General features: G+C 43.1%; 18 protein-coding genes and 2 rRNA genes (1 of these 20 only partly in view). 16 read left to right on the top strand and 4 right to left on the bottom strand.

Annotation, left to right across the window (positions count from 1 at the left end):
• Positions 1–1,297, top strand: a 23S ribosomal RNA gene (locus tag MP3633_RS13380); it begins 1,599 nt to the left of the window's first position.
• Between the two features lie 234 nt (positions 1,298–1,531).
• A 5S ribosomal RNA gene (gene rrf / locus MP3633_RS13375) occupies positions 1,532–1,646 on the top strand.
• A 183-nt stretch (positions 1,647–1,829) separates the two neighbouring features.
• On the opposite strand, the gene MP3633_RS13370 is transcribed toward rrf, so the two are convergent.
• Positions 1,830–2,771 carry a LysR family transcriptional regulator gene (locus MP3633_RS13370; RefSeq protein WP_112137370.1) on the bottom strand — a complete coding sequence of 314 codons (942 nt, stop codon included), beginning with the start codon at positions 2,769–2,771 and terminating at the stop codon, positions 1,830–1,832.
• 106 nt (positions 2,772–2,877) lie between these two features.
• Here MP3633_RS13370 and MP3633_RS13365 point away from each other — a divergent pair, with 106 nt between their 5' ends.
• Entirely contained in the window at positions 2,878–3,786 is a 909-nt protein-coding gene (locus tag MP3633_RS13365; RefSeq protein ID WP_176335915.1) for a DMT family transporter, read from the top strand.
• On the opposite strand, the gene MP3633_RS13360 is transcribed toward MP3633_RS13365, so the two are convergent.
• On the bottom strand, positions 3,772–4,383 hold the full coding sequence (locus MP3633_RS13360) for a TetR/AcrR family transcriptional regulator (RefSeq protein WP_176335914.1): 612 nt from the start codon (positions 4,381–4,383) through the stop codon (positions 3,772–3,774). The genes MP3633_RS13365 and MP3633_RS13360 overlap by 15 nt on opposite strands.
• A gap of 117 nt (positions 4,384–4,500) precedes the next feature.
• On the opposite strand from MP3633_RS13360, the gene MP3633_RS13355 reads away from it, so the two are divergent.
• A complete protein-coding gene (locus tag MP3633_RS13355) occupies positions 4,501–6,522 on the top strand; it encodes an oxidoreductase (RefSeq protein WP_176335913.1) in 2,022 nt (673 codons plus the stop codon).
• An 85-nt stretch (positions 6,523–6,607) separates the two neighbouring features.
• On the opposite strand, the gene MP3633_RS13350 is transcribed toward MP3633_RS13355, so the two are convergent.
• Both MP3633_RS13350 and MP3633_RS13345 read right to left on the bottom strand, forming a co-directional pair.
• The gene (locus MP3633_RS13350) at positions 6,608–7,978 is read right to left on the bottom strand and encodes a DUF2254 domain-containing protein (protein WP_176335912.1); all 1,371 of its coding nucleotides are present in this window, start codon (positions 7,976–7,978) and stop codon (positions 6,608–6,610) included.
• 54 nt (positions 7,979–8,032) lie between these two features.
• Positions 8,033–8,551 (bottom strand): hypothetical protein, encoded by a 519-nt coding sequence (locus tag MP3633_RS13345; RefSeq protein ID WP_176335911.1) that lies wholly within the window; start codon positions 8,549–8,551, stop codon positions 8,033–8,035.
• 308 nt (positions 8,552–8,859) lie between these two features.
• Here MP3633_RS13345 and iscR point away from each other — a divergent pair, with 308 nt between their 5' ends.
• The 12 genes from iscR (at position 8,860) to MP3633_RS13285 (ending at position 19,404) form a co-directional block, all read left to right on the top strand.
• Positions 8,860–9,348: a Fe-S cluster assembly transcriptional regulator IscR gene (iscR, locus tag MP3633_RS13340; RefSeq protein ID WP_112137382.1), complete on the top strand. Its 489-nt coding sequence runs from the start codon at positions 8,860–8,862 to the stop codon at positions 9,346–9,348.
• A gap of 73 nt (positions 9,349–9,421) precedes the next feature.
• Entirely contained in the window at positions 9,422–10,858 is a 1,437-nt protein-coding gene (sufB, locus tag MP3633_RS13335) for a Fe-S cluster assembly protein SufB (protein WP_112137384.1), read from the top strand.
• Positions 10,859–10,871: 13 nt separating this feature from the next.
• Positions 10,872–11,657 carry a Fe-S cluster assembly ATPase SufC gene (sufC, locus tag MP3633_RS13330; protein WP_112137386.1) on the top strand — a complete coding sequence of 262 codons (786 nt, stop codon included), beginning with the start codon at positions 10,872–10,874 and terminating at the stop codon, positions 11,655–11,657.
• A gap of 3 nt (positions 11,658–11,660) precedes the next feature.
• On the top strand, positions 11,661–12,920 hold the full coding sequence (sufD, locus tag MP3633_RS13325) for a Fe-S cluster assembly protein SufD (protein ID WP_176335910.1): 1,260 nt from the start codon (positions 11,661–11,663) through the stop codon (positions 12,918–12,920).
• An 11-nt stretch (positions 12,921–12,931) separates the two neighbouring features.
• Positions 12,932–14,149: an aminotransferase class V-fold PLP-dependent enzyme gene (locus MP3633_RS13320; protein WP_112137389.1), complete on the top strand. Its 1,218-nt coding sequence runs from the start codon at positions 12,932–12,934 to the stop codon at positions 14,147–14,149.
• A 9-nt stretch (positions 14,150–14,158) separates the two neighbouring features.
• On the top strand, positions 14,159–14,509 hold the full coding sequence (locus tag MP3633_RS13315; RefSeq protein ID WP_176335909.1) for a HesB/IscA family protein: 351 nt from the start codon (positions 14,159–14,161) through the stop codon (positions 14,507–14,509).
• Positions 14,510–14,513: 4 nt separating this feature from the next.
• The gene (gene sufT / locus MP3633_RS13310) at positions 14,514–15,044 is read left to right on the top strand and encodes a putative Fe-S cluster assembly protein SufT (RefSeq protein ID WP_112137393.1); all 531 of its coding nucleotides are present in this window, start codon (positions 14,514–14,516) and stop codon (positions 15,042–15,044) included.
• Positions 15,045–15,204: 160 nt separating this feature from the next.
• Positions 15,205–15,630, top strand: coding sequence for a SufE family protein (locus MP3633_RS13305; RefSeq protein WP_176335908.1), 426 nt, complete (start codon positions 15,205–15,207; stop codon positions 15,628–15,630).
• Between the two features lie 30 nt (positions 15,631–15,660).
• The gene (locus MP3633_RS13300) at positions 15,661–16,815 is read left to right on the top strand and encodes an IscS subfamily cysteine desulfurase (protein WP_176335907.1); all 1,155 of its coding nucleotides are present in this window, start codon (positions 15,661–15,663) and stop codon (positions 16,813–16,815) included.
• A 152-nt stretch (positions 16,816–16,967) separates the two neighbouring features.
• A complete protein-coding gene (gene ndk / locus MP3633_RS13295) occupies positions 16,968–17,375 on the top strand; it encodes a nucleoside-diphosphate kinase (RefSeq protein WP_112137398.1) in 408 nt (135 codons plus the stop codon).
• A 145-nt stretch (positions 17,376–17,520) separates the two neighbouring features.
• Positions 17,521–18,636 carry a dual-specificity RNA methyltransferase RlmN gene (rlmN, locus tag MP3633_RS13290; protein ID WP_176335906.1) on the top strand — a complete coding sequence of 372 codons (1,116 nt, stop codon included), beginning with the start codon at positions 17,521–17,523 and terminating at the stop codon, positions 18,634–18,636.
• 42 nt (positions 18,637–18,678) lie between these two features.
• Positions 18,679–19,404 carry a tetratricopeptide repeat protein gene (locus tag MP3633_RS13285; protein ID WP_176335905.1) on the top strand — a complete coding sequence of 242 codons (726 nt, stop codon included), beginning with the start codon at positions 18,679–18,681 and terminating at the stop codon, positions 19,402–19,404.

Raw genomic sequence — 19,404 nt, 5'->3', positions numbered from 1 at the left:
CCCCAAACCGACACAGGTGGTCAGGTAGAGAATACCAAGGCGCTTGAGAGAACTCGGGTGAAGGAACTAGGCAAAATGGTACCGTAACTTCGGGAGAAGGTACGCCGGCCGGTGTGAAGGACTTGCTCCGTAAGCACTAGTCGGTCGAAGATACCAGGTGGCTGCGACTGTTTATTAAAAACACAGCACTCTGCAAACACGAAAGTGGACGTATAGGGTGTGACGCCTGCCCGGTGCTTGAAGGTTAATTGATGGGGTTAGCGTAAGCGAAGCTCTTGATCGAAGCCCAAGTAAACGGCGGCCGTAACTATAACGGTCCTAAGGTAGCGAAATTCCTTGTCGGGTAAGTTCCGACCTGCACGAATGGCGTAACGATGGCCACACTGTCTCCACCCGAGACTCAGTGAAATTGAAATCGCAGTGAAGATGCTGTGTATCCGCGGCTAGACGGAAAGACCCCGTGAACCTTTACTATAGCTTCACAGTGAACTTTGAACCTATTTGTGTAGGATAGGTGGGAGGCTTTGAAGATAGGACGCTAGTTCTATTGGAGCCAATCTTGAAATACCACCCTGGTATGTTTGAGGTTCTAACTCAGGTCCATTATCTGGATCGAGGACACTGTGTGGTGGGTAGTTTGACTGGGGCGGTCTCCTCCCAAAGAGTAACGGAGGAGCACGAAGGTGTGCTCAGCATGGTCGGAAATCATGCGTAGAGTGTAAAGGCAAAAGCACGCTTAACTGCGAGACAGACACGTCGAGCAGGTACGAAAGTAGGTCTTAGTGATCCGGTGGTTCTGTATGGAAGGGCCATCGCTCAACGGATAAAAGGTACTCCGGGGATAACAGGCTGATACCGCCCAAGAGTTCACATCGACGGCGGTGTTTGGCACCTCGATGTCGGCTCATCACATCCTGGGGCTGAAGCCGGTCCCAAGGGTATGGCTGTTCGCCATTTAAAGTGGTACGCGAGCTGGGTTTAGAACGTCGTGAGACAGTTCGGTCCCTATCTGCCGTGGACGTTTGAGATTTGAGAGGAGCTGCTCCTAGTACGAGAGGACCGGAGTGGACGAACCTCTGGTGTTCCGGTTGTCACGCCAGTGGCATTGCCGGGTAGCTACGTTCGGACGGGATAACCGCTGAAAGCATCTAAGCGGGAAGCCTCCCTCAAGATAAGATCTCACTGGGACATAAGTCCCCTAAAGAGCCGTTCGAGACTAGGACGTTGATAGGTTGGGTGTGTAAGTGCTGTGAGGCATTGAGCTAACCAATACTAATTGCTCGTGAGGCTTGACCATATAACACCAAAGTGGTTTTAGATGATAAGTGAAGAGAGAATGAAAAAGACTCTAAGCAAATGCATCAAAGATTACAGAGACACATTACGATAAAAACTGGTTTAACCTTGATTACCGTTATTTCAAAAAAGAATTGTTAAAGATCCAAGCATGTCTTCGCGTGTTTTGGTTGGAAGAAAGAGATGATAGAGATTATGATCTTAAGAAACCGCCAGAACGAACGCAGCAGAATTGCTTGACGATCATAGAGGCGTTGAACCACCTGATCCCATCCCGAACTCAGAAGTGAAAAGCGCCATCGCCGATGGTAGTGTGGGAGATCCCATGTGAGAGTAGGTCGTCGTCAAGCTTAAATTAAGAGAGCCCTGATAGCTAACGCTGTCAGGGCTTTTTTTTGGCTCAAGGAAAGGAAAATAGGTGGAAAATCTACCTTGATGCTGGAATATAGGGAAGCCTTATTTTGGTCGGTGGTGTTTGATCTTGAGGTGGTTTAATAGAGGCCAAGTAACAAACGTTAGAGAAAAATACTCTATTAATTATCTCGATATAGTGCTTTTGCTTCTTCATTTAACCACTTTCTTAGATACTGGATAGCCTCTTCATTTTTTCGACTTTCTTTATACGCTAAAGAGAAGTTATCACCTGTTTTGAATGCACTACAAGGTAGCTTTATTAGCGCTGTTTCATCGTTTTTTTCATTCATCATATAGTCATTTACAAGTGCGATTCCAAGAGAGTGCTTTGCGGCTTCATAGGCAAGCATAAGATGACTAAAACGATGGAATTGTACTGTGCTTGGTAGAGATTGTTGTAGATTTGAAAACCAGCGTTTCCAGTCTTCAAAATGACGGTCATAGATACTGTGTGAGGTGATGAGTGAAAATTGTGCTAAGGGGTTGGGAGTTGTGTTGAGTTTTTCCATTAGCTCTTTACTAGATATTACGTTCAATCTGCTTTTGATCGTTTCAAGGTAGCTGTAACTGCATACGGGAAATAGCTCTTCTTCATAAAAAGATTCAAATAGAAAGCCCCTTTTTTCTTTTTCAATTGTGATGAAAAAATCTGCGGTACGATCGGAAAGATCTGGGGAGCCGTGACTCATTTCAATGCTGAGTTCTAAATTTGGACGTAGGCGCTTTAGTTCAGGCAACCTTGGGATTAGCCAATAAACTGCAAACGAGCTGTATACCGCCAACCGAATATGCGTTTTTTGCTGTCCTTTGATTTGTGTTGTGGCTTCTGAAATTTGTAGTAGAGAGTTGCTTATAGTGTCTAGATATTGCTTACCTTCTTTTGTTAACTCTAAATTTCTACCTAGGCGATGAAATAGGCTTTCCCCAAGGTGGTTTTCGAGGATTCGTATTTGATGAGATACCGCGCTTTGGCTTACATTGAGCTCTTGTGCGGCGCGCGAAAAGCTATTCAGTCGTGCGACTGTTTCAAATACGGGTAGTGATTTCAGAGGAGGAAGCATATTTACATTATCCAATTAACTAATACTATGTCTAAATATATCATTTTATCTAATGATTTGAATTTATTATGCTGGTCTAAAGCTGATTAATTCTAAGGAGAGTGAAGTGTCCGGTCGTACTGTTAGTAGTGCTATTTTAATTTTAGTATTAGGGAGTTTTTTCGCGACACTGTGTGACGTATTTATCAAGTTAGCCGGTTCTGAAGTGGCTATTTTTCAATTCACTTTTCTTCGTGCTGTTTTTATGTGCTCCATACTTTTACCTATTGTCGTTCTTAGACTTTATCGTCGATCTAAATCGGCTGTTTTTTTAGGATTAAAGCTTCACTTTATTCGTGGCAATATGTGGGTTTTGGCTGCCGTTCTACTTGTTCTTTCTTTGGCTGAATTGTCTTTGGCGACAGCGAATGCTGTGTTTTATACCGCACCAATTTTTATCATGTTGTTTGGGGCTTTTTTCTATAAAGAGCGTTTAAGCATGGATGTCGTACTAGCGGCTGTATTGGGGTTTATGGGTATTTTGGTAATTTTAAGACCGACAGAAATTACGTTCGGAATGGTGAGTGCTATTCTTTTTGCAGTGGTACTGGCTGCAAATAGCTTATTGATAAAAAAGCTGCCGCAACAACAAGATATACTTTATGGGTTGTTAGTGACTCAGTTTTTTGCATTACCTTTAGCTGGAGGGTTGGCTTTATGGGAAGGTGAAGCTTTTCAGATTGAGTTACTGGTTTACGCTGCGCTTTCTTCTATTTGTTCTATTTTGTACAGCGTGTCATGTTTGGTTGGGTATCGCTATGTTGCGTCAAGTAAAGTGACGAGTGCTGAATATTCGGGATTGATTTTTGCTTTTTTAATTGGGTGGTGGATATTTGGTGAAACGCCTGATTTAGGGTTGTTTATAGGCTCGTTGTTGGTTATCACTCCGTTGCTATATTTAAGTCATCGAGATGTTAAACGCTTACGAAGAGAGCAAATGCTCTCTAATACTCGATCAAACCTAGGCGCTGGTTGAGCTTTCTTGACGAAGGTTCTTAATCATTTGTTCTATCATTTCTGATAAGTCTGCCTGATCGAGATAGATTCCGTCTATAAATAGTCTGGCTAATCCATGTAAGCTTGCCCACGTCGTTTGCCCTATTCTTAATGGCGTATTGTTGCTCGGTAGTACTTTGTGCTGCTGTAGCTCTTCTACCCAATCTATCCATATCTTAAATGTACGTTTAGATGCTGCTTTTAATGAAGGGCTTGGGCTAGCTGCTTTCCATATCGTCCTACCGTACATAAGGTCATATGTTTCGTTGTGAAGTAGGGCGTATTCTAAATAGGCATGTACGTACTTCTTAAAGCACTCTTCTGCGGTATGGTCTTGTTTGATTAAAGAGTAAAGTATTTTTTCTTGTTCGCAAAAACCTTGTTCTGCTAATGCGCAAAGTAAGGCGTTTTTATCTTTGAAATGATGGTATGGCGCTGTTCTTGAGACGCCTACTGTATCGGCTAGTTTACGCATACTGAGGCTTTCTGTTCCTTGTTCTTTGATAATTAAGGAAGCAGACTCAAGTAGCGATTTAGTTAGATCGCCATGGTGATAGTGTTTTTTTAATGTCGACATTGGTCAATTAGAGCCTTTAATCTTGACATTGTCTATATTAAAAACTATCTTGACAGTGTCAAAATTGCACGCGGGCAGCGGCAAAACAAACAATAATAAACAAAGCGAGTCGTTATTATGAGTCATTCTACGTACCCAAATTTATTTGAACCATTGGATCTGGGGTTTACTCAGCTAAAAAATCGCGTACTAATGGGGTCTATGCATTTAGGTTTAGAAGAAATGAAAGGCGGAGTTGAGCGTATGGCTGCCTTTTATGCTGAACGGGCTCGAGGCGGGGTTGGGCTCATTGTAACGGGCGGTATATCGCCTAATTCTGAGGGTGCTGTGTATGTTGGTGCAGCGACTATGGCATCGGAACAAGATGCGCTAAAGCACCGAGTTATCACTGATGCCGTTCACGAAGCCGGAGGAAAAATCTGTATGCAAATATTGCATACAGGACGTTACGCTTATAATCCTAAATTAGTTGCTCCTTCCGCTATAAAAGCTCCTATTAACCCGTTTGAACCTGAAGCATTAACGGCTGAAGGTATTGAAAAACAAATTCTAGATTTCATCAATGCGGCAGTTCTGGCAAAAAAAGCGGGTTATGACGGTGTTGAAGTGATGGGGTCCGAGGGTTATTTTCTCAATCAGTTTATTGCCTCTAGAACGAATCATCGTGAAGACGAATGGGGTGGTGCGTACGAAGGTCGAATCAGGTTGCCGATCGAAATTGTCGGACGGATTCGGGCAGCCGTTGGCAGTGATTTTATTATTATTTATCGACTCTCAATGTTGGATTTGGTCGAAGGTGGCAGTAGCTTGGAAGAAGTGGTGACGCTGGGATTAGCCATTGAGCAAGCCGGAGCAACCATTATCAGTACCGGTATTGGTTGGCATGAGGCAAGGGTGCCGACGATTGCTACTAAAGTGCCTCGCGCCGCATTTACTTGGGTTACAGCAGCATTACGTAAATTATTAACGGTTCCTTTGGTTACTTCAAATCGTATCAATACACCGGAAATAGCGGAACAAGTTTTGGCTCGTGGTGATGCTGATATTGTATCAATGGCGAGGCCCTTTCTCGCGGATCCTGAGTTTGTTTTAAAAGCAGAGCAAAATCGTGCAGATGAAATCAATACTTGTATTGCGTGCAATCAAGCTTGCTTAGATCATGTGTTTGCAAACAAATTGACGTCATGCCTTGTTAACCCTAGAGCGTGTCATGAAACCGAATTGGTTATTTGCCCAACAGAGAGCCCTAAATACATTGTCGTAGTTGGCGCTGGACCTGCTGGATTAGCATTTTCGACAACAGCGGCTAAGCGCGGGCATAAGGTTACCTTGTATGATGCGGCGAATGAAATTGGCGGGCAATTTAATATTGCTAAGCGTATTCCAGGGAAAGGCGAATTTTATGAAACATTACGCTACTACAAGCGCCAAATAGAACTGACTGGAGTCGACTTACAATTAAATACTCGAGTGGATGGCGGCTTATTGAAAAAAGGTCAATTCGACGAGATCGTGTTGGCGACAGGTATTCTACCTAGAGCTCCTGATATTGATGGTGTTACGCATAAAAAGGTAATGAGTTACCTAGATGTTATGAGTGGCAGCCCTGTTGGTAAACGCGTTGCTGTCATTGGTGCCGGAGGCATAGGTTTCGATATTTGTGAATACTTGATCGATTCTGTATCACATAAGGCGCAAAACATTGAAGGGTTTATGTCTCAGTGGGGGGTGGATATGACACTTTCAGCTCGAGGCGGTGTGGAGGGGATTAAGCCTGTTTTTGAAAAATCAGAGCGAGAGGTTTTTTTGTTGCAACGTAAGAAAAGTAAAGTAGGGGCAGGTTTAGGGAAAACGACGGGATGGATTCACCGTACGGAGTTACTCAAAAAAGGTGTTGTGTTTTTGTCTGGTTGTGATTATCAGCGTATTGATGATGAAGGGCTTCATGTCTTAGTTGATGGTGAGTATCAGTGTTTAGACGTCGATACTGTGGTTGTTTGTGCTGGACAAGAACCTAATCGATTATTAGAAAAGGAGCTTGACCAAACCGTATACTTTATCGGTGGAGCTGACGTTGCCTCTGAGCTGGATGCGAAGCGAGCGATTAAACAAGGGACAGAGCTGGCATGCTCTTTGTAAGTTTTCTTTAAAGTATCGCTGCTCTTTTAGAGTAATGGAGTGAGGCGAAAAGCTCCATTACTCTTATTGGTTTTTATGTTAAGTATTAACCGTTGTTTTTAAGGTGTTCATCGAGAATCTGTAAACGGTTAGTAACTTCTTTTTTGTCTAAATCAATTAAGTTTTGTTGCTTTAGACTGTGTTCAATCATTTGTTTCTGGTGACGTACAAACGACCAGTGTGTCGGGAGGCTGGCTTGTTCAGCCACTCGAATTAGACCTTCTAGTAGACGTAGTTGTACCGCGAGACAGGTTCGTGAGTATTGGCGTATTTGATCATAGGCGATGTTGGCGAGGTTCTGGAAAGAGGTTGTTTTGTAGCTAACGCGTTCAATATTATCTTCGTCGTATGTAGTTCCTTTTGGAAAATTTTCCTGCGTCAAGTTACAGATCATGGCTGTCAGTTTATCAACACAAGCAATGACAGAGTATGGGTCGTTAATGCCGGGAGAAAGAGCCCTTAATGCGATCTCAATAAGCTGATGAGCCGCGAACTCTGGGTCTTCGATTGGTGTGCGCTTGGGTCCCAAGGTGAAGCCGTTATGCAAGCTTTTTTCATCCTCCTTAGAAAGGTGTTTGGTGTGGCAGTTCATAGTGATCATGCGGTTCACTACAAAATCCCCCGGATTAACGGACACTTCAAGGTAGCCATCTAGTTTTTTCATTACTTTTGTTAAGTGAGCGTAATTAATGGTTTGAATGTAGCCGCATGCTGGGCTTTTTAATGGAATGGCTCCTCGTTTATTCATAGTGCTAACGAGTTTTCTCTCAATATCTGGTTTTGTTATGGCGTTATTTTCGCTAGAAGTTGCGTCTTCTTCCTCTTTTTGTTGTTTGAAAATCTGATTGATACTGTATTGCAGTTCTGAATAAACATTGTCAATTATATTGTCTGACTGCAGGTTCTGCGAAACATGATGGATGAAGTAGATCAGTAAAAGAATGCCGCATAGGGTCATGGCGATAGCCCCCGCGAAAGTTAGGCCAGGTAAAAAATGGCCCTCTGCAAAGTCGTCTGTCATACGGACCAAAATGAGACAGTAAATAAAAAGCGAGATAAATACACCAAGTACCATTTGGGTGCTTTTGTCTTCCATGAAGTTACGAATTAATCTAGGTCCAAATTGAGATGATGCCGTGGTGAGGGCAACAATGGTAATTGAGAAGGTAATGCTGACCACGGTCATAACGCTGCTAGCTATAGTGGTCAGTAAACTACGAGTTATGTTTGCATCAGCATGGTATAAAAAAGCCAACCAGTGAACAGCGTCTAACCCTGCATACAGATCAATAAACAGCAAGATCATACAGCTTATTATAGTGAAAAATAAGATTAAACAAGGCGTGAACCAAAAGCTGGTTTTTATTGCGTCATAATTTTTTAATAGATGTGTATTTTTTAATATCGACAGTAGCAAAAGTTACGTCCTTATGTATTTCAGTTTTTTGGCTCGGCTAAATAGTACTGATATCTACTGATTTTTCTCGTTTGGCTCGCCTGTTTTTAACAGTTTTAGTAAGTCTTCTCTTTCTATACTGCCTTTTTGTGCCAGATCCAGTTGATATTGGTACTCGTTGTTCCAGTCTGTTGTTCTAGGAATAAGCTTTGATAGATCGTCTATAGCAGATTTCATGACTTTTAAATACGCTTGAATATTTTGCTCTTGGTTGATTAAGATGTTTTTTAGCGCTGTGCCGCTGCTGTGTCTGAGGTATAGCTTCAGAACATTATTCTGATCTTCAATGGCTTGTATTTTTATTTTTTGTTGCGAAAGGGATTCTTGTAAGTTGGCAATCAAATCGTTCTGCTCATTCGCCTTAAGTGTTGTTGCTGAGCCTCCTTTACTAGACTGTAGAAGAAAGTAGGAAACGCCTGATGAAGCGACCACGCTCAAAAGGAAACACAATAAAATTGGAATCAAAAGTCCTTTCGATTTCTTTTCAGGTACTTCTTCGCTAAGAATTTTTTCATCATTACCTTTAGGTGGCATTATCAATCCTCTTTCTTCGGCTCATTTAACTATCTATTAGTGTGCGTGTTTGTCATGAAAGGACAAGGCTTTTGTTCTATTTTTACGTGCTATCGACATTATTGGATGGCTTTCATTGTAAGTATTATTGCCCTGATGCTTTTTGAAACTGCAGAATGCGGTTTTGTTTTCCCCATAGTGCACGTAAAATATGCGCTGAATATTATGGTTAGGTAATAACCTACTAAAATAGTCAGGTAAATACTTGATCAAAACAGTAGGTTTTGTGTACTATTTACACTCAAAGAATAATCTAATTTGGATAACTTATGCGCCTGACAACAAAAGGTCGTTATGCGGTAACCGCCATGCTTGATCTGGCATTGCATTCGGATCAAGGGCCAGTGTCTTTGTCGGATATTTCGAATCGACAAGAAATATCCTTATCGTACCTTGAGCAGTTGTTTTCTAAGCTTCGTAAGAAGGCGTTGGTAACCAGTGTAAGAGGTCCAGGTGGTGGGTATCGTCTGAGTCGTTCAAATGATGATATTTTTGTCGCGCAGATAGTAGATGCCGTAAATGAGTCGGTTGATGCTACTGGATGTAAGGGGCGCAGTGATTGTCAAAGTGGTAACACTTGCCTTACTCACCATTTATGGTGTGATTTAAGTGATCAAATACATGATTTTTTAAGCCAAATCAGCTTAGAGCAACTGGTTCACCGTAATGAAGTACGGCAAGTTGCAGAGCGTCAAGATCTTGAAGGCCGAAAAAATGGCTTTGAGAGCAGTAAGATAATCGCGGCGATAGTTGATTAAGTAAAGAATAAATTAGTAGAGCGTGACGCACTGATGCTCAGTGTGTTGGCTCTTATGATGAGTGAGTTTTTATATGACTGAGCAGATAGATAAGGCGCTGGCAAGGGAATACAAAGCCGGTTTTGTTTCTGATATAGAATCAGAAACGTTTGAGCCTGGTTTGGATGAGGGTGTCATTAAACGTATTTCTGAAATGAAAGGTGAGCCTGAGTGGATGCTTGAGTGGCGTCTAAGTGCATTTCGTGAATGGCTGGAAATGGAAGAGCCTGATTGGGCATTGGTAGATTACCCGAAAATTGATTTCCAATCGATTTCCTACTATTCAGCACCAAAAAGCATGAAAGATAAACCTAAGTCTTTGGACGAGGTTGATCCTGAATTGCTTCGTACTTATGAAAAACTTGGTATTCCTCTAATAGAGCAACAAATGCTGGCTGGTATCGCGGTTGATGCCGTGTTTGATTCAGTCTCAGTGGTAACCACTTTTCGAGGTAAGCTAGAGGAAGCGGGCGTTATTTTCTGTCCGATTTCTGAAGCTATACAGAAATACCCTGAGCTTGTGAAAAAATACATAGGCAGTGTTGTACCTAAGAAAGACAACTATTATGCCGCATTAAATTGTGCTGTGTTTACGGATGGCTCCTTTGTTTATATTCCAAAAGGCACGCGTTGCCCAATGGAGTTGTCTACCTATTTCCGCATTAATGAGCAGAATACAGGTCAGTTTGAACGCACCTTGATCATTGCAGATGAAGGCAGTCATGTCAGTTATCTTGAAGGTTGTACCGCACCACAGCGAGATGAAAACCAATTGCATGCTGCCGTGGTTGAATTGGTTGCTATGGACAATGCGGAGATTAAATATTCTACCGTTCAGAACTGGTATCCAGGCGATGAAAACGGCAAAGGCGGTATTTACAACTTCGTTACCAAACGTGGAATTTGTCATACCAGCGCCAAAATATCTTGGACTCAAGTAGAGACAGGCTCCGCTGTTACTTGGAAATACCCTAGTTGTATTTTGAAAGGAGATAACAGCGTAGGTGAGTTTTACTCTGTTGCCCTGACTCGTGGTCGTCAGCAAGCTGATACCGGCACCAAAATGATTCACATTGGTAAAAACACCAAGTCCACCATCATTACGAAAGGTATTTCCGCTGGCAAGAGTAACAATAGTTACCGTGGTCTTGTCCGAATGAATCCAGGGGCTGATGGTGCACGTAACTTTACTCAGTGTGACTCGTTGTTAATTGGCGATCAGTGTGGCGCTCATACTTTTCCTTATGTAGAAAGTCGTAATCCATCCGCGATTATCGAGCATGAAGCAACCACGTCTAAAGTCAGTGACGAGCAAATGTTTTTGTGTCGTCAACGAGGTCTTGATCCTGAAAAAGCCGTATCCATGATTGTGAATGGCTTCTGCAAGGAAGTGTTTAAAGAATTACCAATGGAATTTGCCGTTGAAGCGGGCAAGTTACTAGAAATTAGCCTTGAAGGCTCTGTAGGTTAAGGAATTATTGAAGATGTCGAACACTGAAAGTTTATTGACGATAAAAGATTTGTACGCAAGCGTAGAAGAAAAGCAGATCATCAAAGGGTTAAGTTTGGATATTAAACCTGGTGAAGTGCATGCCATTATGGGGCCAAATGGTGCGGGTAAAAGCACTTTAGGCTATGTCTTGTCTGGTCGTGATGGTTACACGGTAGACAGCGGCAGCGTAACGCTAGATGGTAAAGATTTGTTTGAAATGGAAACAGAAGAGCGCGCGCGCGCGGGTTTGTTTCTGGCGTTCCAATACCCTGTTGAAATTCCGGGTGTGAGTAACTTAGAGTTTCTGAAAGCCTCTGTTGATGCGCAACGTGAAGCACGTGGTGAAGACGCTATTACCTCCGCTAATTTCTTGAAAGAAGCCAAAGCGGCTTGTAAGCAAGTTGATTTGCCTGTTGCCTTCCTAAAACGTGGCGTTAACGAAGGTTTCTCTGGTGGTGAGAAAAAGCGTAATGAGTTGATGCAAATGCTTTTGCTTCAACCAAAGCTTTGTATTCTTGATGAAACCGATTCAGGCTTGGATATTGATGCTTTGCAAGTCGTTGCAGAGGGCGTTAATAGCCAGCGTTCAGCGGATCGTAGTTTTATTGTTGTCACGCATTATCAGCGTCTTTTAGACTATATTAAGCCTGATTTTGTTCATGTCTTGTCTGACGGCAAAATAGTCAAGAGTGGTGATGCTACTTTGGCTCATGAGTTAGAAGCCCAAGGATATGCTTGGTTGCAAAAAGAGCCAGCTAAAGATGAGCTTGAGGGGTAATGCATGAGTGAATGGTTAGAAAGCGCCATTACTCGAGCGCAAGGTATTAATGATTGGCTCGCTCCTAAGCGTGCGTATGCTCTTGAGTTGCTATCGACGACGAAATGGCCAACGCGTAAAACTGAAGCTTGGCGTTATACACCGTTGCGTGCGGTTGAGCGGACACAGGCCAAAGTGATTGATGCTGTTGTTAATTTGTCTCCTGTTGCTATTGCTGATTTTGCTGCCATCGAGCTGGTTTTTGTTAATGGTAAGTTGGACGAGTCACAATTAGCGAAAGCGCTACCAAAAGGCTTGTCTGTTACGTTAGGTCGTGACCTAGAAAAGGCTCAACAAGCGCACGCGCTGAAGACTTTTTCTACTGTTAAACCTGAACGTCATTTATTTGGTTTGATCAACGATGCATTGGCGCAAGATGTTGTGGTTGTAACGGTTGCTGACGGTGTTGATGTTGCTGAGCCCTTACGAATTAGTTCTTTGTTGAGTCAAGGTGCTGAATCTCATACTCGTGTACAAGTGACATTGGGTGCTGGTTCTCGCTTAGCTGTCATTGAAGATATTCAGGCGCAAGGCGAGACTTTAAGTACCGCCTTTGTGGAATATCATGTCGAGTCAAATGCACGACTAGAGCATTATCGTTTCGCACTTCAAACAGGAACCAATGTCTCAATTGGCGGAAGTCACTTTAATCTGCACGATCGTGCAAAAATGCACAGTACCATCGTGGGTTTCGGTAGTGATTTGTCTCGTCTAGATACGGATATTATTCATGCAGGTGAGTTTGCGGATGCGAAACTCAATGCAATGTATTTGCTTGATGGTAAAGAGTTGTTTGACCTGCATGCAACGGTTGAACATGCGATGCCGAACGGTACGACAGAAGAAAATGTGCGTTGTATTGCGGCAGATCGTTCACGCGCTGTTTTTAATGGTCGTATTCATATTCATCGAGATGCTCAGAAAACCTTGGCGGAATTGAATAATCGCAATCTATTAATGTCGAATACGGCGGAAATTAACACCAAACCTGAGCTTGAAATTTACGCCGATGACGTGCGTTGTGCTCATGGTGCGACGGTTGCCCAGATAGATAAGCAGGCGCTGTATTACTTGCAAACTCGTGGTGTGAGTCGCTCAAAAGCTCAGGTGATGCTCAACTTTGGTTTTATTAACGAGTTGATTGATTTAATGCCAAATGCAGCGCTAGCGGAGTGGGTTCGTCCTATTATTCGTGAGCGATTTTCGCAAATGGAAGTGAAGTAAGCGAGAATCTAATGAGTTTTGATGTAGCGGCTATCCGTGAGCAATTTCCGATTTTGAAGCGTCGGATTGATGGAAATCCATTGATTTACCTCGACAATGCGGCAACGACTCAAAAACCGCAGTGTGTGATCGATGCGCTGGTTGATTATTATTCGACATGTAATTCGAATGTGCATCGTGGTGCCCATCGCCTTGCGGATGAAGCGACGGGTCGTTTTGAAGCGGCTCGCGATCTCGTAAAAGACTTTATTAATGCGCCGAAACGTGAAGAAGTCATTTGGACAACAGGTACCACTGAAGGAATCAACATAGTTGCCAACGGCTTGAGTCAGTTATTGTCGACAGGCGATGAAGTGATTGCTACTGGTATGGAGCATCATGCTAATTTGGTGACGTGGCAGCAGGCTTGCAAAGTAGCTGGTGCTATCTTGAAAATCGTTCCTGTGACAGAAGATGGTGAGCTAGACCAAGCTGCTTATGACGCGCTGCTGAACGAACGTACTAAATTTGTGGCCTTTACTCATGTGTCTAATGCGCTCGGTACGGTTAACCCCATTAAAGAAATGACCGCGAAGGCCAAAGTCTTTGGTGCTTGGGTTTTGGTTGATGGTGCACAAGGAGCGGCTCACCGTAAGGTTGATGTACAAGATATTGGTTGTGATTTTTATGTTTTTTCAGGGCATAAGATTTACGCTCCGATGGGGATTGGCGTACTTTGGGGAAGAGAGTCTCTACTGGCGACTTGGCCTGTTTGGCGTACCGGCGGAGAGATGATTTCAACGGTGACGTTACAAGAGGCTACATGGAATGTACTGCCTTATCGTTTTGAAGCTGGGACACCTAATGTAGGCGATGTCATTGCAATGGGCGAAGCGATTCGTTGGTTGATGGCATTGGATCATGATGGTCTTGAAGCCCATGAGAAAGCCTTGTTAGACCGAGCGACGCAGCTGGCTGAAGCTTTTGAAGGCCTCACAATAATTGGGAATGCCAAAGAGAAAATTGGCGTGCTGAGTTTTGTTATGGACCACGGCCATCCTGCGGATATCGGTTTTTTACTGGATCGTCAGGGTATCGCTGTTCGTACCGGTGATCATTGTGCTCAGCCTTTGATGGCGCGTTTTAATGTGCCGGGAACGGCTCGTGCGTCATTCTCTGTTTATAATACATTAGAAGAAGTTGATGCATTGTTTGTCGCGCTGAAAAAAGTGCGCTCGATGTTGGCTTAGGAGATATCTATGACGGCAACAACATTTGATCCTGTTTCAAGCGTGTCTTTAACCGCTTCTGCGCAGAAATATTTCACCTCAAAACTGGTAAAACAGCCTGGGAAATTGATTCGGTTAAGTACTAAAGAAAGCGGCTGTACGGGTTTTTCTTATGTGCTTGATATCGTTGATGTCGCTTTGGTGGAAGACACCGTCTTGTCATTTGGTGAGATAACGTTTGCGGTAGATTCACAGTCTGTCACCATGCTCAAGGGAACAGAAATTGACTTGGTGCGCGAAGGTGTTAACGAAGTTGTGAAGTTTAATAACCCTAACGTCGTAGCCGAGTGTGGCTGTGGCGAAAGCTTTAGTGTGAGTTAACTTCATGCAAAAAATGGTAGTGACACAGCGTGCCTGTCCGGCACGACGAGTACCAAGCGGTGAGCCGGTGAGTATTCCAGAAGGACAATTTATAACGATCAATCAGAGTTTGGGAGGCAATTACACTGTCACTTGGCAAGGTAACATGCTTCGAATTGATGGAACGGATGCTGAGGCGATCGGGCAGCAGCCAGAAGTTCTTAATTTTGAAGACCTTGGTTCTGGTCAGATTAGTGAAGATCAAGTTTGGCAGGCGTTGGATACGATCTATGACCCTGAAATTCCAATTAGTTTGGTGTCTTTAGGTTTGGTTTATAAGGTATCGCTGGATCAAGAAACGAAATCTGTTTTGATTGACATGACGTTAACCGCACCGGGTTGTGGTATGGGGCCTGTATTGGTAGGCGATGTGAAATATCGAGTCGCAAAAGTTCCTAATGTTGAGTTAGTTAAAGTTGATTTGGTGTTTGATCCGCCTTGGTCACGAGAAATGATGAGTGAAGAGGCGCAGTTAGAAGCGGGTCTTTTCTTCTAATATCTGCGGCGACTAAGTCTTCTGTGGCTAAGTGAAGTCGAATACAATAGGAAACGGCCTTAGCAATTTGTTAAGTGCCGTTTTTGTTTTTTTAATCGGCGCTTTTGTTGATTCAGCGCCATTTTTTATTTTTACTCGTTTAATGAAAAAGAGGGGAGTCATGTCCTTACCTGATACAGAAGAGATTGTTGAAGATCTGTCATTTTTTGACGATTGGGAAGACAAGTACAAATATATTATTGATCTGGGTAAATCATTGCCTTCTTTTGATGATGCATGGCGTACACCTGAGCGTTTGGTGAAAGGCTGCCAGAGCAGTGTTTGGATTCAGCCTGGTAGTGAGCAAGATGCAACGAGAGGCGAGGTGTTAATCTTTGCCGTAGACAGTGATGCCATCATAGTACGTGGCTTGCTTGGGCTGGTATTGTCAGCTTTGAATCATAAAACACCTGAAGAAATATTGGCTTTTGATATATCTGCTTTTTTTGAGTCGTTAGATCTTGAACGTCATCTAAGCCCAACTCGTGGTAACGGTTTACGTTCTATTGTGAACCGTATCAAAGGTATCGCGCAGGCAGCGGCTTGATTTTAGAGTGTTTATATTGGAGAGCGTTAAATGAATACCCCCGTTTATCTAGATAATTCTGCCACCACGCCGGTAGATCCAAGAGTTGCTGAAAAAATGATGGCGTGTCTGACGCTGGACGGTAATTTTGGTAATCCGGCGTCCCGTTCCCACCTGTTTGGTTGGCGTGCTGAGGAAGCGGTAGAAGACGCTAGATTGCAGGTAGCGACGTTAATTAACGCCGATTCTCGCGAGATCGTTTGGACCTCTGGTGCTACAGAAGCTAATAATCTGGCGCTCAAGGGAGTGGCTCATGCTTATCGTCAAAAAGGTCGACATATTATTACCTCTATGATTGAGCATAAGGCAGTGCTAGACCCTTGCAAGCAGCTTGAGAAAGAAGGCTTTGAAGTAACGTATCTTCAGCCAGATTGTCACGGTGTTATTTCTCCAAATCAGGTGGAGGAAGCGCTTCGTGAAGACACGATTTTAGTGTCGTTGATGCATGGAAATAATGAGTTGGGCGTATTAACAGATATCGCTACGATTGGTCAGTTGACTCGATCTCGTGGTGTATTTTTACATGTTGATGCTGCGCAAACGACGGGTAAGGTTGCTATTGATGTTAATGCGATGAATGTGGACTTAATGTCACTTACTGCTCATAAAACTTATGGCCCTAAAGGTATTGGTGCTTTGTATGTGCGCCGTTCTCCTAAAATTAAGTTAGAGGCGCAAATTCATGGTGGTGGTCACGAACGAGGTATGCGTTCAGGTACGTTAGCAACACACCAAATCGTTGGAATGGGTGAGGCCTTTCGTTTGGCTGGTGTTTTGATGTCGGTGGATTGTGAAAGAATACAATCTTTGCGTGAGCGTTTGTGGTTGTCTTTGAATGATTTGTTAGGTGTGCATTTGAACGGTGATTCAGACCAGCGCGTCGCTGGCGTGATTAATGTCGGTTTTGCAGATGTCGATGGCGAAGTGCTATTGATGTCTCTTGGTGATATTGCGGTGTCTTCTGGCTCGGCTTGTACTTCGGCAAGTTTGGAGCCATCTTATGTTTTACGAGCCATTGGTTTGGCGGAGAATTTGGCACACAGTTCTTTACGACTTTCTGTAGGACGTTTTACCACCGAGGAAGAGATCGATTTTGTAGCCGAGACGATAAAAAACGCAGTAACTCGTCTAAGATCGTTAGGATAAGCGATAAAACACGCTTTTATTTCCATTGCTATAAATAATGTTCGCTTGAGCATACAATTTTAATGAATTGATGCGTATAATCCACGCGCTGAACTTTTATGTCCCGGGCCATGCAAAGCATCGCCCCTTTAAATTAAATTTGGAGTTATACCATGGCGTTAGAACGCACTCTATCTATCATCAAGCCTGATGCTGTTGCTAAAAACGTAATCGGCGAAATCTACACTCGTTTTGAACGTGCTGGTTTTAAAATCGTTGAAGCGAAAATGGTTCAACTAGACGACGTATTGGCTGGCGGTTTTTACGCTGAGCACAAAGAGCGTCCTTTCTACAAAGATTTGGTTGCTTTCATGACGTCTGGTCCTGTTGTTGTTTCTGTTCTTGAAGGTGAAGGCGCTGTTCTTCGTCACCGCGAACTTATGGGTGCTACAAACCCTAAAGAAGCGACTGCTGGTACTCTACGTGCAGATTACGCAACATCTATCGATGCTAATGCTGTTCACGGTTCTGATTCTGTTGAATCTGCAACTCGTGAAATTGCTTACTTCTTCGGTAAGTAATTGACAGCTAGGACCTTTATGTCCGAACTGATTTGTGAAAGCGGGCACTAGCCCGCTTTTTTACAGAGGCTTCTGAAAAGACTTTTCTTTTCAGAGGCTTTTTTCGTTTACACTTAATGCTATACACAGCAAGCGACATTGAATTATGACTGACATCAAAAAAGTAAACCTATTAGGGTTATCACCTGAAAAACTGATTGAGTTCTTTGAATCAATCGGCGAGAAAAAATTTCGTGCCACTCAGGTGATCAAATGGATTCACCAAAAAGGCGCTGAAAGCTTCGACGAAATGACCGATGTCAGTAAGGCATTGCGGGCGAAGTTAGAAGGGATTTGTGAAATTCGTGGACCTAAAGTGGTGTCTCAAGAAATCTCTCAAGACGGCACACGCAAATGGATTATACGTACGGAAGGTGGGAAGAACGACTGCGTTGAAACCGTTTTAATTCCCGATGGTAATCGTGCGACCTTATGTGTCTCGTCACAAGTAGGTTGTTCTTTGGATTGCAGTTTTTGTTCAACCGGAAAGCAGGGGTTTAACCGAAATTTAACGCCAGCAGAAATCATCGGTCAAGTGTGGATTGCGATTAAATCTTTTGGTCCAATGGACCCAAATGGACCTCGTCGTGTTACGAATGTTGTCATGATGGGAATGGGCGAGCCGCTGATGAACTTCGAACCAGTTGTTGATGCGATGATTCTAATGATGCACGATCATGCATATGGTTTGTCTAAGCGCCGTGTAACACTAAGTACTTCGGGCGTTGTGCCGAAAATATATGAATTAGTGAAGCGCACAGATGTGTCGTTAGCCGTTTCATTACATGCGCCGAATGATGCACTTCGAAATGAATTGGTTCCTATCAATAAGAAGTACCCAATTGCTGAATTGCTTGAAGCGTGTCAGCATTACTTGGCTAACTTGCCTGATAAACGTCATATCACCATTGAATACACTATGATGTCTGGTGTGAATGATAATGAAGAGCAGGCGCATGAATTGGCTGAATTGCTGAAGGATTTGGAGTGTAAGATTAACTTGATTCCTTTTAACCCTTTCCCGAACTCTGGTTACGAAAAGCCATCCAATAACCGTACTCGTCGCTTTCAGAAAATTTTAGCAGACGCTGGTTATACGGTCACAGTGCGAACCACTCGTGGTGATGATATCGATGCGGCATGTGGTCAACTAGTGGGTGATTTCCAAGATAAGACTCGCCGGAGTCAAAAGTATATTGAATTGCGAGAAGTGAAAAGTTAGTTTGTTTGATTAAATTATTCTGTGTATGACAAGGATGTCAGTATGCGATTGTGGTTATTGCCTTTTGTGTTGGTATGTTTACTTAGTACTTCTTGTGCTTATCAGGTTGTTGCGCCTTCCTCGCCTCCCATTTCTGAACCGAAAAGGTTGTCGCTTGTTCAGGCGCATCTTTTGCTTGGTCAGTGGGTACTGGCTAAAAAGCAACTAGATAAGATTGATGTGTCGTATCAAGAGCGAGATTATTGGCGACTATTAGGTTTGTATTGGCTAAGTGTTGAGCAATATAGCAAAGCGCTTTTGGTGTATGTGGAAGCATTACAGAAATACCCAGATGATGATTTTATTTGGAATAATTACGGAGTTCTATTAGGGCTTAAAAAACACTGGAAAGAGGCGTGTGACGCATTTCAAAAAGCGGATGAAAAAGGCTACTCAAAGCGTCAATCTGTGCAAATTAATCTTTCTAGATGTGCAATACGTCAGAATCACGTAAATTTGGCTGCAATCTATCTAAAACAGGCAAAAGAAATTGCTGATTTGCCTCTGATTGGTTTGATGACGGAGCTCAATCTTGTTTTAATACACGGTAGTAATAACAAAGCTCGCTTAATTTTTAATAATATCCAGGCTGATAAACAAATTGCCCGAGGATCGGTGCATTTTGATGAGTACAATTGTCTGTCGTGGCATTTAATTGCACGCGAGACTGACCCTACACTGTATTCATCTGCGAGTAATTTTACATGCCTGAATGGCTCAAGGTATTGA

This window comes from Marinomonas primoryensis (genome assembly GCF_013372285.1).
Lineage (GTDB): Bacteria > Pseudomonadota > Gammaproteobacteria > Pseudomonadales > Marinomonadaceae > Marinomonas > Marinomonas primoryensis.
This window is presented reverse-complemented; position numbering and strand designations above follow the sequence as displayed.

Bases quoted from the DNA above. Each gene is read 5' to 3' on its own strand.
- MP3633_RS13370 (WP_112137370.1), bottom strand. From the start codon at position 2,771: ATGCTTCCTCCTCTGAAATCACTACCCGTATTTGAAACAGTCGCACGA.
- MP3633_RS13360 (WP_176335914.1), bottom strand. From the start codon at position 4,383: ATGTCGACATTAAAAAAACACTATCACCATGGCGATCTAACTAAATCG.
- MP3633_RS13355 (WP_176335913.1), top strand. From the start codon at position 4,501: ATGAGTCATTCTACGTACCCAAATTTATTTGAACCATTGGATCTGGGG.
- MP3633_RS13345 (WP_176335911.1), bottom strand. From the start codon at position 8,551: ATGCCACCTAAAGGTAATGATGAAAAAATTCTTAGCGAAGAAGTACCT.
- iscR (WP_112137382.1), top strand. From the start codon at position 8,860: ATGCGCCTGACAACAAAAGGTCGTTATGCGGTAACCGCCATGCTTGAT.
- sufB (WP_112137384.1), top strand. From the start codon at position 9,422: ATGACTGAGCAGATAGATAAGGCGCTGGCAAGGGAATACAAAGCCGGT.
- sufC (WP_112137386.1), top strand. From the start codon at position 10,872: ATGTCGAACACTGAAAGTTTATTGACGATAAAAGATTTGTACGCAAGC.
- sufD (WP_176335910.1), top strand. From the start codon at position 11,661: ATGAGTGAATGGTTAGAAAGCGCCATTACTCGAGCGCAAGGTATTAAT.
- MP3633_RS13320 (WP_112137389.1), top strand. From the start codon at position 12,932: ATGAGTTTTGATGTAGCGGCTATCCGTGAGCAATTTCCGATTTTGAAG.
- MP3633_RS13315 (WP_176335909.1), top strand. From the start codon at position 14,159: ATGACGGCAACAACATTTGATCCTGTTTCAAGCGTGTCTTTAACCGCT.
- sufT (WP_112137393.1), top strand. From the start codon at position 14,514: ATGCAAAAAATGGTAGTGACACAGCGTGCCTGTCCGGCACGACGAGTA.
- MP3633_RS13305 (WP_176335908.1), top strand. From the start codon at position 15,205: ATGTCCTTACCTGATACAGAAGAGATTGTTGAAGATCTGTCATTTTTT.
- MP3633_RS13300 (WP_176335907.1), top strand. From the start codon at position 15,661: ATGAATACCCCCGTTTATCTAGATAATTCTGCCACCACGCCGGTAGAT.
- ndk (WP_112137398.1), top strand. From the start codon at position 16,968: ATGGCGTTAGAACGCACTCTATCTATCATCAAGCCTGATGCTGTTGCT.
- rlmN (WP_176335906.1), top strand. From the start codon at position 17,521: ATGACTGACATCAAAAAAGTAAACCTATTAGGGTTATCACCTGAAAAA.
- MP3633_RS13285 (WP_176335905.1), top strand. From the start codon at position 18,679: ATGCGATTGTGGTTATTGCCTTTTGTGTTGGTATGTTTACTTAGTACT.